Here is a 15,277-nt window from a genome sequence, read left to right on the forward strand (position 1 = left end):
TTTATGGCGTGGGGTTCAGCGTAAGGTCCCCATGCCATAGAGCGACCAGAATGAGCACAAGCAGTAACAGGCTCAGTCCTACGCGCACCGCGAGTGAATTGACCAGGCGATGGGAGGTACTGTCGTCCTTGAGCAAAAAAACCAAGCCGCTGAACAAGCTGACGACCACCGCCAGCATCAACACGACTATCAAAACCTTCAGCATGGGTCCGTCTCCGGTGAGGGGGGAATCCGTATTTGAGGCCTCTATACTAGAGTATGGTCAGCGAGAAACCAAAAAGCGTTCGAACGTGGCATTTTGACTGGCGCCTCGGTATTTTTTCCGGGGTCTTCCTTCCGCTGTTGCTTGCCTTGGGAGCTTGGCAACTTGACCGGGCGTCGGAGAAACAGGCGTTACTTGAACAGTGGCAGCAGCAATCTGAAACCTTGTCCTGGTCTAACCAGCTCGACAAAGGTCTGGAAAGTGGCCAGCCGGTGGAGCTGGTGGGCCGCTACTCGGAGCAATTTCACTGGCTTCTGGACAACCGGACCCGGGATGGCGTTCCGGGTTACGAGGTGTTGAGTGTTTTTTACCCTGAACAGGGCGCCCCGGTGGTTGTCAATCGCGGCTGGGTCCGCGGTGAGCGTCAACGGGGTGAAACGCCGGTCTTCACTACCCCGGAAGGACTGGTTTCCATACGAGGCCGAATAAGCCCCTATCCGGAGCCTCCGGTTCTGGCCGATTCCTCGCCTGAAAGTATATGGCCGCGACGAATCCAGACATTGTCCCCCGAGGATGCCAGGCAGATCGACGGGGAAATGGCAGAGCATCTGGTAAGATTGGACGGGCGCCAGCAGCCGGGTGGCTTTGCCGCAGATTGGGCGCCCGATCTGATGGGGCCGCAGACCCATTACGGCTACGCAGTACAGTGGTTTTCACTGGCTCTCGCCTTGATCGTGTTAACCGTAATCGCAAGCTACCGAAAAACAGATTCAGGAACTGATGACCACCATGGCTGAACCGACTAAGGCACCTACATCCCCCGAGCAGGTCCGACGTGGCCGGAGAATGGCGCTGCTTCTGTTTGCTGTGGGCTTCGGCCCCATGGCCCTTGCAACCCTCATGTATTACACCGGCTGGATGAACCCGAACGCGGTCAGCAGCCACGGAATTCTGGTCCAGCCGCCGGTAGCCGTCGAAGAATTGCAACTTAACGGAGCCGATGGAGAACCGCTCACCAAACGGTTCGGTCCGGAGGTGGAGGGTGCTGAATGGTTAATGCTCGTGGCTGCTGGGACGTGCACTGTACAGTGTGAGGAGCTGCTGTATCTGGCGCGTCAGGTGAATATCGCCCTGGGGAAGAACGCTGACAGGCTGAGCCGCGCGGCGTACCTGGAACAGATCCCGTCGGATCTTGCCGCCCGCTGGGATGACGAATACGCGACCATGGAAAAGCTTGAGAGCCAATCCGGTTCTGCGCCGGCCTGGCCTGCGGGGGTCGACCCCGCTCGAGCTCCGGAGATCCTGCTGGTGGACCCGTTTGGCAATATCATGATGCGATTCAATATAGATCATACCGGCAAGGAGATGCTCAAGGATCTGAAACAATTAATGAAATTGTCACAGATTGGCTGAGGCCTCCACACCCGAGGGCGGTACGTTGAACAAAAATACTTTCTACGAAATTGACCGGTTGCAACGGCTGGGCCGGGCGGCACTTGTCGCCACCTTGTTTGCGGTGGTGGTTATAATGCTAGGAGCCTGGACCCGGCTCGTCGATGCTGGGCTGGGCTGCCCGGATTGGCCAGGCTGTTATGGCTTTATCGGTGTGCCCCAGAGCGAAGCCAGTATTGCCATTGCAGAGGCCCGTTTTCCGGACACTCCGGTCGAGGTGGCCAAGGGTTGGCCAGAAATGATCCACCGTTATGCCGCCGGCGTGCTTGGGTTGATCGTGTTCGGGATCGCCGGTTACAGCATCCATCACCGCAAAGCAGGTGTTCCCGTGCGTCTGCCGGTTTTTCTGGCTTGCCTGATTTTGCTGCAGGGGGCGTTCGGCATGTGGACGGTCACCCTCAAGCTCTGGCCACAGGTGGTGGCGCTGCATTTGTTGGGGGGCTTTACCACACTGAGCCTGCTGGCGTTGCTTACGCTTCGGCTGCGGGGTCGGAAACCGGGTATTGAGCCCTCCAGGTCAGCCTCCCTGGCACGTCTGCGGCCCTGGCTTTACGGCGGATTGATGCTGGTCATTCTCCAGATTGCCCTGGGCGCCTGGACGGCCGCCAATTATGCCGCAGTAGCCTGTACCGAATTACCGACCTGCCAGGGCCAGTGGTGGCCCGAGATGGACTTCCAGCATGGATTCGATGTGACCCAGTCGGTTGGCCCTAACTACCTGGGCGGACAGCTTACTGCCGATGGTCGGGTCGCCATTCATATGACCCACCGGATTGGCGCATTGGTAGTTCTGGTTTACTTCGCGGGTCTGCTTTCGGCATTATGGCGCCGTACCAAAAACAACCCGTTGCGGGCAGCCGTCGGGCTGGTAGCCGTGGTATTGTGTGCTCAGATTCTGCTTGGCCTCGCTAATGTAGTGTTCCACATCCCGCTATCTGTCGCCGTTGCCCACAATGCGATGGGGGCCGGCTTGCTCATCAGTGTGGTCAATCTATTGTGGCGTCTTCAGGGTTGTCGGCGTGAACACCGCGTAAAAACCAGTGACACAAAAACAAGACATCAGGAGGCTACCGCATGAGTGAGCACGCCAAAACCCTAACCATCGAGGGTAACGGCATTCAGAAAATCTCCTGGAAGGATTTTCTCGAGCTGACCAAGCCCAAGGTTGTGGCACTGATGATGCTGACAGCCGTTATCGGCATGTTGCTGGCAGCTCCCGGCGTGCCCCACTGGTCCGTACTTGTGTTTGGTAATATTGGTATTGCACTGCTGGCTGGCGCAGCCGCGGTCATCAACCATGTTGTAGACCAGAAGATTGATACTGTAATGGCCCGGACCCGGAAACGCCCGGTCGCTACGGGTAAGATCAGCCCCTTCGACGCCCTGGTATTCGCCACCTCTTTGGCTCTGGCGGGCATGGTGATTCTGGTGTGGCAAGTCAACGCGCTCACCGCCTGGCTGACATTGGCTTCGCTGGTGGGGTATGCCGGTGTTTACACGCTCTACCTCAAACGAGCAACGCCGCAGAATATCGTCATCGGCGGGCTTGCCGGCGCGATGCCTCCGTTATTGGGTTGGACGGCCGTCACCGGCCAGGTAGAGGGTCATGCCCTGTTGCTGGTCCTGATCATTTTTGCCTGGACGCCGCCACACTTCTGGGCGTTGGCGATTCATCGCAAAGAAGAATACGCGAAGGCCGGGATTCCCATGTTGCCGGTGACCCATGGCAACCGGTACACCGAAATCCACATCGTGCTCTATACCCTTATGATGCTCGCCGTCAGCTTACTTCCGTTCGTTACGGGTATGTCTGGCCCGATCTATCTGGTGGGCGCCGTGGTGTTGGGTCTGCGTTTTCTTCAGTACGCCGTGCGGTTGCTCAGAGGCGATGACCGAATGGTGGCACTGGCCACCTTCAAGTACTCCATTACTTATCTGATGGTGCTGTTTGTGTTTTTGCTGGTCGATCACTTTATCTACTTTTAAGCCCAGGTTGTGGAGCAGTTATGAGCAGCGCGATTGGTCGTACCGTGATGATGTTGGTGTTGGCGGTCGCCCTGATTTTTGGCTTTGTGGTCTCCCGCCAGGTCATGCAGTCCTCCAGCACCGAACCCCTGCCGGCGCCGGATCTCAGTACGATAAACACTTTTGTGTATGACGAGGGCCGCCCTGTAGCCGCCTTTGAGCTGATCAGCGAAACCGGAGAACCGGTAACCGAGGCCGATCTGAAAGGTCGCTGGACGTTCGCTTTTATCGGCTATACGAACTGCCCGGACATCTGTCCTGCCACGATGGCGATGTTGCGGCAAGCGGACAAATTGATACCCGCTGATCTGCCTCAGCCCGATTATTTGCTGATCAGTGCGGACCCGGAGCACGATTCGCCGGAAAAACTGCAACAGTATCTGGCTTTCTTCGGCCCCGATTTTCATGGGGTTACCGGAGAGATGGACGCTATCAGGGGCCTCGCCAAAAGCCTGAATGCCGTTTTTCTGCATCGCGAGACAGAGGGCGTGACTTACGTTGACCATAGCGGGCACCTGGCGCTAATCAACCCGGCTGGCCAGATGGCAGCCGTCCTGCAGCCTCCCCATACGCCGGAAACGGTTGCAGAAGCCTTCGAGAAAATCTACGAATGGGCCAAGGCTCAGCAGCCCCGAGCCGGCTGACGCCAACACAGTGCGCTGGTAACCTTGCCCTGAAGTCGCCTTTGCAGGATGCCGACAAGCGCATACACTTGTCGGTTTGTTCTCTTCATGGTGTCTTTGCATGGTTGATCGATTTACACCGGATACCTCCCGCCGTGATGTGCTGACCGCTATCGTGGCAGTGATCGTTTTGTTACTCGTTACCCACGGATTGGGACGGTTCATTTTCACCCCGTTGCTGCCGTATCTGGTGGATGACGGTCAAATCACTGCGCAGCAAGGCGCCGTGATCGCCACCTGGAACTACCTGGGTTACTTGGTGGGGGCACTGTTGGCGGTCCGGTGGCACCGAGTCGAGCATATTCGCCTGGTTCTGCCCCTGGCGCTGGCTGTTCACGTGTTGACAACACTGGCCCAGACTCAACTCGACCAGGCAGGGCCGATTGCGGCCTCCAGATGGTTGAATGGCGTGGCCAATGGCGCGGTGTTTGTTCAGGCTCCGGCCTTGCTCCTGGAGTGGCTGGTGGTACGCCGACGCGCCGCTATGAGTGGTCTGGTCTACATTGGTGTGGGTGCCGGCTTGTTGCTCTCAAGCACGCTGGTGACCGCAACGTCGGATATTCTGGTGGGGGCTTCGCGTTGGTGGCCCGCGGCATTGCTGTCACTGCCCCTGGCCTGGTGGGGTGTTCACCGGATGCTTCAGCTTGAGCTTCCGGAGCAGCCCAGGCGTGAAGACGGATCTCTCATCGCCAAAACGCCTTTGTTGGACCGTGCCAGCATCCCCCTGTTCCTGGCCTACGCCGGCGCCGGCCTTGGCTATATTCTGCCGATGACTTTCCTGCCCTTGCTGGCCCGCCAGCAGCTTTCGCCCGGAGACTGGCTTATCGACGGGGCCTGGCTCATAGTTGCCCTGGCCACGCTGCCCTCTACCTGGCTCTGGAACTATCTTGGCGGCCGCATGGGCGACCTGCCGGCGTTACGCCTCAATTTCATGGTGCAGTTACTGGGGGTGTTGGCGGCAGTTCTGTTGCCGGGAGCGGTGGGAGTTGTAATCTGCGCGGCTTTGGTCGGTGGCACCTTCATTGGCACCGTGCTTCTGACTCAGCGGGTTGGCCGTGCCATGCACCCGCATCAGGGGCCGCGGCTTTCGGCCGCCCTGGTGGCACTTTATGGATTTGCGCAAATGGCGGGCCCCTGGTTGGCCAAAAAATGGCTCGATCTGGGGGGTACTCTCGACAGTGCGTTCTGGATAGGAGTAGGCGCGCTGGCTTTGGGTCTGCTGTTTGCGTTCCTGGTGCCCCGGCCTGAAAGCTGGAAGTGTCATTGAGGGGCCGTTAGCCATGTTACCGATAGATGCAATGCTGCCCCAGCTGTTGGAGGTACTGGCCACCCGAAACACGGTACTACTGCAGGCTCCCCCGGGCGCCGGCAAGACCACCCGCGTGCCGCAGGCTCTTTTACAGGCCGACTGGGTGCAAGGTAAAGCCATCCTGATGCTGGAGCCTCGTCGCCTGGCGGCAAGGTCGGCAGCCAGGTTCATGGCATCGCAACTGGGGGAACAACCGGGCCAGCGGGTCGGGTACCGGACTCGGCTCGATAGCCAGATTTCCCATCAGACCCGCATTGAAGTGGTGACCGAAGGTATCCTGACCCGGCTGATCCAGGATGATCCCGCCCTGGAGCGCTATGCCGCAATCCTGTTCGATGAATTCCACGAACGTTCCCTGCAGGCTGACCTTGGCCTGGCGCTGGTACGTGAAGCCCAGCAAGCCTTACGGGAAGATCTCAGAGTCGTGGTGATGTCCGCCACACTCGACACCGCACCCCTCGCCCGCTTATTGAACGATGCACCGGTACTGAGCAGCGAAGGCAGAGCGTTTCCGGTGGACGTGCACTATGTCCCGGTGACCGGCCGCACCCGATTGCCTGACCAGGTTGTAGCGGTTATCCAGCAGGTGTTGAGTACAGAGTCAGGGTCGTTGCTGGTGTTTCTGCCCGGTGCCGGCGAAATCAGACGTACCGAACAGGCACTGCGAGGTACATTACCAGCACACACCCACCTCGCTCCGCTCTACGGCAACCTGACCAACACGCAGCAGGATCTGGCCATTGCCCCTGCCGCCAAGGGTGAGCGCAAGGTTGTCCTGGCCACGGCCATTGCCGAAACCAGTCTGACCATTGAGGGCATCCGGGTTGTCGTTGATAGTGGCCAACAGCGTCGTGGGGTGTTCGACGCCAACAGTGGCATGACACGGTTAGTGACTCAGCGGGTCTCCCGGGCGGCGGCGGAACAACGTAAGGGCCGGGCCGGAAGGATCGAGCCGGGCGTGTGCTACCGCCTTTGGGGCGAAGCCGAACAGTTCGGCCTGAGGGAGTTCACGCCGCCGGAAATACAGCAGGCAGATCTGACCGCCATGGTGCTGGAACTGGCCCAGTGGGGCGCCCGTTCCCCGGATGATCTGGCCTGGATTGATCCACCGCCGCCGGCACACTGGCAGCAAGCGGTCGATTTGCTGAAGTGGCTGGACCTGCTTGATGTTCATGGCGCCATAACCGGGCTCGGTATAGCAGCCCGCAACCTGGGCTGTCATCCGCGACTCGCCCATATGATGTTGCGGGGCCGGTCCCTGGGTTGGCCGGTATTATCGGCACAGTTGACCGCCTTGCTGGAAGAGCGCGACCTGCTGGGCCAGCGCGGTGGCGCGGATATGCACCAGCGGGTTCGGGTACTGCGGGGTGAGGAACGGATGCCCGGGCTTGATGCAGGGCGACTCGCCGCTATCCGCAAAGCCGTCCAGCGCTGGGTACAGCCCGGATCCGGAGATTGCTGTGATACCGTGAGTGCTGAAACAGTGGGACGTTTGTTAGCACTTGCTTACCCGGATCGTATCGCGCGCCAGCGAGCCGGGCAATCGGGTCGCTATCTGCTCAGTAACGGTCGAGGGGCGGTGCTCCGGGCCGAGGACCCACTGGCGCGTTACGAGTGGCTGGCCTGTGCCGAGCTTGATGGCCAGGCCCGGGAAGCGTTGATCTATCTGGCGGCTCCGTTGGAGCCATCGTGGTTGGAGGAAGACTTCAGTCAGCGCCTGGTGACGCTCGATGAGGTGAACTGGGACGAGCATCGAGGTACCGTTGTTGCCCGCCGCCAACTGCGCCTCGGCAAGCTGGTGCTGGCCGAACAGGTATTGCCCCAACCTGCCCCGGCGCTGATCCAGCGGGCACTACTGGATGCAGTTGTTACCAAAGGGCTGGACAGTTTGCCCTGGTCATCCCAAGCTCGACAGTGGTGTGCCAGGGTGACCCTGCTACGTAAACAGTTCGGCGACGGTTGGCCGGATGTCAGCGAACCTCAGCTAGTGGCAACGCTGGCGGACTGGTTAGGTCCGTTTATGCCGGGCCTGAACCGCTGGTCGGACTTACAAAAGCTGGATTTGTTGCCGGCTTTGGCCAATTTACTCAGCTATGATCAGCAGCATCTACTGAACCAACTGGCGCCGGAGGCCCTGGTGATACCCGCCGGTCAAAGTGTGCCCCTGGACTACACGTCTGAAGGCGGGCCGGCACTGGCGGCCAAGCTGCAAACGTTGTTTGGATGGCAGCAGACTCCGCGCATTGCAGATGGCCGGGTTGCGGTGGTTATTCACCTGCTATCACCTGCCCGTCGATCACTGGCCATCACCAGCGATCTCGCGAGCTTCTGGCAAAATACCTATCCGGAGGTCCGCAAAGACATGCGCGGCCGCTATCCCAAGCATCCCTGGCCGGAAAATCCGTTGCAAGCGGAGGCAAGAATGGGCACCAAGAAACAGGGCTTCTGATAATGCTTGCTTAACACCGAAACCGGCATAGAATGCTCGGCGTCTTTGGTCAGTTGTCAAGCCGCCATGCACCTTGTTTCGTTCAACATTTTTCGTACCCTGGGCCTGCCGAACACCCAGATACTCAAACCGGAGCAGTTTCTCCAACACAAAGAGCTGTTGCAGCAGGCAGACTGGGTGTTGTTCCCGGAGTACTGGCAGCTCAATGCCCTGGTTCATGGCCTGAAATGTCGGGTGTTTCCCAGTATTTCCAGCTATCGGATCGGGCACGACAAGATCGAGATGACCCGAGCGTTTCAGACCGTTGCAGCACTTCATACGCCCTGGACGCTGATCCTCGCCAATGGCCCTGAAGAGCGGGAGCAGGTCTGGCAAACCATGTCTTTGCCCTTTGTTGCCAAGCACCCGAAAGCCAGTATGGGGGAGGGGGTCTGGCTGATTGAAAGCGCAGAGGACTGGCGTCGCTACTATGAGAGCGCCGACGTGCTGTATGTGCAGGAGTACTTGCCAATTGATCGCGATATTCGAGTAGTCGTGGTGGGTGATCAGGTGGTGTCGGCTTACTGGCGCCACCAGGCCCCTCAGGGCTTTTATAACAACGTTGCACGAGGTGGCTGGGTCGGCGCTGACCAAGTGCCCGATAGTGCCACCGCGCTGGCTCTGCAGGTTGCCCGGGATCTTGATGTCAACCATGCCGGTTTTGATATTGCCATGGTGGGCGACTACCCGTATCTGCTGGAGTTCAATCGTCTGTTCGGTAATCAGGGCCTGGCCGGAAAACGGGTTCAGGAAACCATGTTGCATTACCTGGGTGCTCAGCTCGAACCCAAGGATCCGGACGAGCCAGTCAGTCCGGTACCATTGTGGCGCATAGCGGGTTAAGGTTTCACGCGGTGAAAGCATCTTTCTTAAAGCGTGAAAGCACGCTAACGTGCTGTTAAAAAAAATATAAAAGGAGAATTGAATGGCAGGACGAAAGGTAATAGGTCTGGTGTTACTGTTGGTAGGCATTCTGTTGCTGTTTTTCGGCTGGCAGTCCACCGAATCCGTCGGTGAGCAGATTTCGGAGACGTTCACCGGGCGCTTTACCGATGAAACCATGTTTTACCTGATCGGCGGCGCTGCCGCTGCGGTAGCAGGTATCTTTCTGGCGGTACTGAAACGCTAGAACATTTCCGGACCAGCCCCAGCTCGTCAATAGCCGCACCGGCGGAGGTGGGTAGATATGCTGATAGCCCCGGTTAACGCAAAGCCCTAAATTTCGCGCCAATCGGCATCCGTCGTGCAGTTCCGGATGCCTTTATTTTTGGTCCGTTGTCCCCATGGGAGGAACCCCCACCAATGAGTGATCAGACATCCATCCAGCTCTCCGACTACTACGATGCCGCCACCTTCAGCCGCATCAAGGCTCTGGCGGATACCAAGGAAACCCCCTTTGTGGTCATCGATACGGCGACCATCAACCGCCAGTATGATGAACTGACAGAAGGTTTTCCCTACGCCAGCGTTTACTATGCAGTGAAGGCCAACCCGGCACCGGAAGTGCTCACGATGTTGCGGGACAAAGGCGCCAACTTTGATATCGCCTCGATCTACGAGCTGGAAAAAGTGATGTCTCATGGTGTGACTCCGGATCGCATCAGCTACGGCAACACCATCAAGAAGAGCCGCGACATCCGCAGCTTTTATGAAAAAGGTGTGCGGATGTATGCCACCGATTCTGAAGCCGACCTGCGCAATATTGCCAAGGCAGCGCCTGGCTCAAAAATCTATGTGCGCATTCTGACGGAAGGTACCCTGACGGCGGACTGGCCGCTTTCTCGCAAGTTCGGCTGTCAGACCGATATGGCCATGGATCTGTTGATCCTTGCCCGTGATCTGGGCCTGGTGCCTTACGGGGTGTCCTTCCACGTGGGCTCTCAGCAGCGGGAAATCGGCGCCTGGGATGCGGCGCTGGGCAAGGTCAAGATCATCTTCGAACGGCTGAAAGAAGAAGATGGCATCGAGCTCAAAATGATCAACATGGGCGGCGGCTTTCCGGCCAACTACATTAACCGTACCAATGAATTGAAGATTTACGCGGAAGAGATCGAGCGTTTTATCCGTGAAGATTTCGGCGATGATTTCCCGGAAATTATCATTGAGCCCGGTCGCTCACTGATATCCAACGCCGGGGTGCTGGTCAGCGAAGTGGTGCTGATCTCCCGTAAATCCCGGACTGCCCTGCACCGCTGGGTATTTACCGATGTGGGCAAGTTCTCCGGCCTGATCGAAACCCTTGATGAATCCATCAAGTTCCCGATCTACACTGAAAAAACCGGTGAGCATGAAGACGTGGTGATTGCCGGGCCAACCTGTGACAGTGCCGATATCATGTATGAGCATTATAAATACGGCCTGCCCCTGAACCTGGCCATTGGTGACCGCATGTACTGGCTTTCCACGGGAGCCTACACCACCACCTACAGTGCGGTAGAATTCAACGGCTTCCCGCCGCTGAAAGACTATTACATCTGAACTGACGGTGCTGATTTGAAAATTTGAAGGCTGGCCACTGTTGCCAGCTTTTTTTATTGCCCTGATGTGCGGTCGGACGCCGGTTATTCAGGTCGAAGCGGCCTGACGGCGTAGATCCAGCGACCAGGCCACCGGCAGTACCAACACACCAAAGACCAGGATGGTGACCAGTGCCAGGCGGGTGTCTCCGGTGGCGTCGGCAAACACCCCACCTACCATTGGTACCGCAAAGGATAACGTGTAGCCCACCAGAAAATTTCCCGCCGACAGGCGGCCGGTATCTGCGCTGGCCACCAGCAGGGGTGGCAATGCGACCAGCAGAATCAGCATGATGCCCGCGGTAAAGCTCATGCAGACTGCAAAAGCAATGCTGAGCCAGCCGGTGCTCAGAATCATACCGGCCAGGGACATCAGGCTGATCGTTGCCACGCTCAGGATCAGGTTTTTCCTCCCTACCCAGGCGCGGGCCATCTTCAACATCACCAGTGAGGCCGCAACCTGGGCGAGGTTGAACCAGAACAGCGCGTCTGCCAGATTGGCGAGTTCGTCGCGCTGCTCGAGCAGGTTGGCCATATAAGCGTTGACGCCGAAAAACAGTGAGCCGGAACAACCGAGCAGTAAACCCAGGCGCAGCGTTAGCGGGTTGGTCCAGTCCGGCAACCAGGCGGGTCTGGCAACCGGCCGGTTGCGATCCCGGATCGGAAGATACAGCAGCCCGGCCACTATCAGTGCCGGCAATGACCAGGCCAGTAAAGTAAGCCGCCAGCTGTTATCGAGCGCGGGCATGACCAGAGGCAGGGTAACGCCGGCACCGATGAATTCCCCCATCAGCATACCGTTCATGTAGATCGCTGACCCCATGGCAAGGTGGCGGGCTTCCAGCCAGCGGGGCAACAGTGCGGGCAGCGAGGGCTGCATCATGGAGATACCTAACCCCATCACGGCGCTCGCAGCCATCAATACGAAGGTGTCCGGTGCAAGGCCTCGGCTGGCGGACCCAAGAGCAACAATAACCAGTGATAGCGCCAGGGTATTGCGGGGGCCAAAGCGGGAAATTGCCAGAGAACCGGGCATTGAGCCGATAGCCAGCATCAGCACCGGTAAGGTGGTCAGGGCGCCAGTGAGGGCCTGACTCAGCATCAGTTCATCAGCGATGAACGGTGCCAGAGCCGGCGCCACCAAGAGGGGTATGCGAAGGTAGAGCCCGGCCAGCCACAATAGAATCGCTGCCAACCAGAGGTTGCTTGCGGCAGGCTGGACGGGTCTCTGATCAATCAAAACAACGGTACAGGGCCGTCGTTTCAGTCATCGTCTACCAGGCTGTAAGCGCCGTCGGCGTCGTGGGTTTCTTGCCCGGTGACCGGCGGGTTGAAGGCACAGATCAGGCGCATGTCCTCGGTGCCACCGTGCAGCTGGTGTTTGTCATGCTTGTCCAGCGCATAAAGAGTGCCGTCGGTAATCTGGTGGGTTTCGCCGGTTTCCAGATCGGTGATGGAGCCATTGCCGGAGACACAGTAAACCGCCTCAAGATGATTCTTGTACCAGAATTCGTGTTCAGAACCGGCCGGGATGATGGTTTCATGGAATGAAAAACCCATGCCTTCTTTTTTGAGCAGTAACCGGCGACTTACCCAAGGTGAATCCACGCCCTTAACTTCGCGCTCGGTTCCGATAATATCCTGGACTCTGACAATTTTCATAATGATCCCCTTTTTTGTGTTGAGTATTCAGTCTAACAGGATAATCCTGTCTGTCATGCCGGGTTCAATCGCCATTCGTCGTAGGCGTCCAGGGCAGCTGCTATTGCGAGCTCCAGTTCATGCCTGGATTTTCCGTCCAGTTCTTTGTTCCTGCGACATTTATCAAAGCATTTCTGGATAGTATTGCGACTGGTGCGATTCAGGTGTTGCAACCAGTGGCTTTCGGTGGGTACCAGGTCCAGGGGGTCCCTGCCAGCATGGTTTCGGTGGCTGATGTGCCACCAGTGATCAATGGCGCGGCCCAGTATGATGTAACCGAACTGGCTGTCCTGCACCGGTCCGAAGGTGGCTGTTTGCAGCCCTTCACGGAGGGGGCCGAGCTTGAGGGCCGACAACGCGAGGCGATCGCCATAGAAATAACTGCCAGCTGCACCAATCAGACCTCCGACCAGTGCACCGGCACCCAGAGAGGTGCCCAGGGTCACGGCATCGATGCCAACGCCTCCGAGAGCCCCGGCACCGAAGCCGGCGGTGGTCAGATAGGCCCGGCTGACACCCCAGGCCCGGCGGCTTTTCTCACTGAACAGATCGTGGTCACTGTGCCAGGTCAGCTCCGCTTCCTGACGCTGAATCCGGTTGTGCTGATAAAGTCGTTCGATAGCCAGCCTGAGTGCCTGCTCCCGTTGGCGTTGGTGCTTGTACCAGCGTTCGCGAAGACTGACAGCCAGTTCATCATCGGACTGGCCTGGCAAGCGCCCGGCGGTAAAGGTGCGTTGCTCACGCCAGGTCATCATCTCTTCCAGGGCTTTGGCAATGAGGCCGGCGGTTTGTTCACGACGCCTCATCCGCTGGTCCCGAAGGTGCCGAACCGCGCGTTCCAGCGGTTGCTCCCAGGCGGGTTCAAGCTGTCCAAATGCCTTCAGCAGGCTCAGATGCTGGTCAAACGGCGCACGTACCGCATCAAACCGGCGCACCACCTGGAAAAACTGACCCAGTGCCGCCTGCCAGGTCTCACTGTAATCATCCGGGCCAATACTGTTGATCAGTGCCAGACTGGGCTGGCCGGTCCAGCGCAAAATCGTCATTTCAGCTTCGTTTTCCGCGCTATACGGAACCGAGCCGTCAACGACATAGATGATCCCTGCGCCTTCGACAAGGGGCGCGAGCAGTTCACATTCATCATGAAAGCGGGCGTCGTTCCGGTGTTGGGTCACGAAAGCCGCTACGGTTTCTGCCCGGTCTGAGGCGGTCAGGCTGTGGGCCTGCAGCCATTCGAGTACCTTTCTGGGTCGCTGGAAGCCCGGAGTGTCGACCAGGGTGTAGAGAGTTTCCCCGTCGACGGTCAGGGGGTAGGCCTGGCTTTGCCGGGTTGTTCCCGGTTCCAGCGCAATCGCAATGGCATCGTTCTGGGACAAGGTCGCCACCACGCTGGACTTGCCTTTGTTCGGGTGACCCACCACTGCAAAAACAGGACCTGCTGTCATGACGGTTCTCCGCTGGCAAGGCTGACGCTGAGCCGGGTATGGCCCAACCGTTCGGTGAAACGCAGCCACTGGGCGACCTGATGCTCCGGCGGCGTATCGGGAGCTGCTCCGACCGGTACCAGGGCAATATGGGTGGTTTGGGGCCATTGTTGGAGAGCCTCCGCCAGAAAATCCGCCAACTCACCCGTGGGCGGCTCCCAGGCATGGGTCAGAATCAGCGCCGCCCTGGGCTCGCCGGACCCCAGGGTCAAGCGCGCCTGCTGAAGGGTTTCATGATCGTCCGTCAGTGTGGCAGCGCCACCCGCAGCCAGCACCAGGTGTTGTTCGCTTTTCAGCAGGGAACTGGCCAACTGGTTATCCCCGGCGCCCGCCCAGCGAATCGCAACGCTGGCATTGGGCAGCGGATGCGTGTGGATTGAAGTTGTCATCTGCGGCTGATCGGCCGCATCGGAGTGCGCGTTCCCGGTTTCCAGTGCAGGAGTCTCCATACGGTAAAGCAGTGTCTTGAGGCCGGGATGACGGGCCAGCAGGCGTCTCGCCCTGAGTTCCAGGTGTGATATTGCCACCATCAGGAGAATGAACCTGAGCAGAATGATGTAGCACAGCCACACCATCGCCACAAAAGGCCACCAGTCACCCCAACGGGCTGGCGCTGTCGAGCCCCCGGCATCTTCGATCCGATAGAAGCGGGACTCTGCCACCAGTTCCAGCGAGGGTACCGCCGCGGGCCACAGACTCTGCCACGGCCAGGCGAGGGTCTGGACCAGCCGATGAAAAGCTTCCGGTGCGGTGCTTAAGGTTGTGCTCCAGCCAAAGGCCAGATCTTGCACCACAACCAGACCGAGCAACGTCAGCAAGCCACTGATGCCGAACGCGAGACCACCGGCGTGGGCAGCGCGGGCTGACAACTGCGGTTGCAGCTGGCGAAGCACTGTACCTGACGGACGGGCCCGGCCGAGACGGCGGGCGATCATATCCGGCAGCTGGCCCCAGGGACGCCAGCCAAAAAAAGACTGCAGGCTGGTCAACGCCGCGAGGCTAACCTGGAGTAACACAAACCCTAAAATGACGGTGACGTTGATCTGCCCGCTGCCATCGTAAAACAGCAGCCCCAGCATGGTCACCAGACCCAGCAACGTGCCGACGGCAATAAACGCCAGATTGACCCGGCGCCAGACCCGCAGACGTGGGTCTGACCCGCCAATCTGGCGCTCGCGGTTAAATCCGCCAAGGTACGCGAGCCAGTTGGCCGGTCCCGGGTGGCGGCCATCGGCCTCACAGGCCAAGGCAAACTTGCGATCGCGACGGTGCAGAAACGCGGCGGTCTGACCCTGATCCTTTTGCACCTGATCATCAAAATCCAGTAGCAGCGTCAGCGTTGCCTTGGGCATGAAGTGTCCTGTACGTGGGTTTAGCCGCTGAGTGTAACCTGATCCGTCCTGGCCCTGCCAAGCCA

15 protein-coding genes are annotated in these 15,277 nt (G+C 58.8%); 10 read left to right on the forward strand and 5 right to left on the reverse strand.

Going from position 1 to position 15,277, the window contains the following annotated elements; all coding sequences use genetic code 11:
• Position 1 precedes the first annotated feature (1 nt).
• Entirely contained in the window at positions 2–205 is a 204-nt protein-coding gene (locus tag F6Y09_RS05420) for a twin transmembrane helix small protein (protein WP_152205856.1), read from the reverse strand.
• 53 nt (positions 206–258) lie between these two features.
• Here F6Y09_RS05420 and F6Y09_RS05425 point away from each other — a divergent pair, with 53 nt between their 5' ends.
• The 10 genes from F6Y09_RS05425 to F6Y09_RS05470 all read left to right on the forward strand — a co-directional run bounded on the left by F6Y09_RS05425 (position 259) and on the right by F6Y09_RS05470 (position 10,637).
• A complete protein-coding gene (locus F6Y09_RS05425; RefSeq protein WP_152205857.1) occupies positions 259–999 on the forward strand; it encodes an SURF1 family protein in 741 nt (246 codons plus the stop codon).
• Entirely contained in the window at positions 992–1,615 is a 624-nt protein-coding gene (locus tag F6Y09_RS05430; RefSeq protein WP_246180314.1) for a hypothetical protein, read from the forward strand. Before F6Y09_RS05425 ends, F6Y09_RS05430 begins: the two co-directional genes overlap by 8 nt.
• A 25-nt stretch (positions 1,616–1,640) precedes the next feature.
• Entirely contained in the window at positions 1,641–2,732 is a 1,092-nt protein-coding gene (locus F6Y09_RS05435) for a COX15/CtaA family protein (protein ID WP_425481802.1), read from the forward strand.
• The gene (gene cyoE / locus F6Y09_RS05440; protein ID WP_152205859.1) at positions 2,729–3,640 is read left to right on the forward strand and encodes a heme o synthase; all 912 of its coding nucleotides are present in this window, start codon (positions 2,729–2,731) and stop codon (positions 3,638–3,640) included. Before F6Y09_RS05435 ends, cyoE begins: the two co-directional genes overlap by 4 nt.
• Positions 3,641–3,660: 20 nt before the next feature.
• Entirely contained in the window at positions 3,661–4,323 is a 663-nt protein-coding gene (locus F6Y09_RS05445) for an SCO family protein (RefSeq protein WP_152205860.1), read from the forward strand.
• A gap of 100 nt (positions 4,324–4,423) precedes the next feature.
• Complete coding sequence (locus tag F6Y09_RS05450) at positions 4,424–5,629, forward strand: YbfB/YjiJ family MFS transporter (RefSeq protein WP_152205861.1); 1,206 nt, start codon at positions 4,424–4,426, stop codon at positions 5,627–5,629.
• A gap of 13 nt (positions 5,630–5,642) precedes the next feature.
• Entirely contained in the window at positions 5,643–8,120 is a 2,478-nt protein-coding gene (gene hrpB / locus F6Y09_RS05455) for an ATP-dependent helicase HrpB (protein ID WP_152205862.1), read from the forward strand.
• 66 nt (positions 8,121–8,186) lie between these two features.
• A complete protein-coding gene (locus tag F6Y09_RS05460; protein WP_152205863.1) occupies positions 8,187–9,002 on the forward strand; it encodes an ATP-grasp domain-containing protein in 816 nt (271 codons plus the stop codon).
• A gap of 82 nt (positions 9,003–9,084) precedes the next feature.
• Positions 9,085–9,288, forward strand: a complete 204-nt coding sequence (locus tag F6Y09_RS05465) for a DUF3185 family protein (RefSeq protein ID WP_152205864.1) — start codon at positions 9,085–9,087, stop codon at positions 9,286–9,288.
• 173 nt (positions 9,289–9,461) lie between these two features.
• The gene (locus F6Y09_RS05470; protein WP_152205865.1) at positions 9,462–10,637 is read left to right on the forward strand and encodes a type III PLP-dependent enzyme; all 1,176 of its coding nucleotides are present in this window, start codon (positions 9,462–9,464) and stop codon (positions 10,635–10,637) included.
• Between the two features lie 87 nt (positions 10,638–10,724).
• Here F6Y09_RS05470 and F6Y09_RS05475 read toward each other — a convergent pair whose 3' ends face one another.
• From F6Y09_RS05475 to F6Y09_RS05490, 4 genes are all read right to left on the reverse strand, one after another.
• Positions 10,725–11,870 (reverse strand): MFS transporter, encoded by a 1,146-nt coding sequence (locus F6Y09_RS05475; protein WP_246180316.1) that lies wholly within the window; start codon positions 11,868–11,870, stop codon positions 10,725–10,727.
• A 68-nt stretch (positions 11,871–11,938) separates the two neighbouring features.
• Positions 11,939–12,337: an ectoine synthase gene (locus F6Y09_RS05480; RefSeq protein WP_152205866.1), complete on the reverse strand. Its 399-nt coding sequence runs from the start codon at positions 12,335–12,337 to the stop codon at positions 11,939–11,941.
• Between the two features lie 53 nt (positions 12,338–12,390).
• The gene (locus F6Y09_RS05485; RefSeq protein ID WP_152205867.1) at positions 12,391–13,821 is read right to left on the reverse strand and encodes a GTPase/DUF3482 domain-containing protein; all 1,431 of its coding nucleotides are present in this window, start codon (positions 13,819–13,821) and stop codon (positions 12,391–12,393) included.
• Entirely contained in the window at positions 13,818–15,212 is a 1,395-nt protein-coding gene (locus F6Y09_RS05490) for a DUF2868 domain-containing protein (RefSeq protein WP_179959344.1), read from the reverse strand. The genes F6Y09_RS05485 and F6Y09_RS05490 overlap by 4 nt, the downstream gene beginning before the upstream one ends.
• Positions 15,213–15,277 lie beyond the last annotated feature (65 nt).

The sequence above is a fragment of the Marinobacter changyiensis genome (genome assembly GCF_009193265.1).
In the GTDB taxonomy this organism is placed as follows: Bacteria; Pseudomonadota; Gammaproteobacteria; order Pseudomonadales; family Oleiphilaceae; genus Marinobacter; species Marinobacter changyiensis.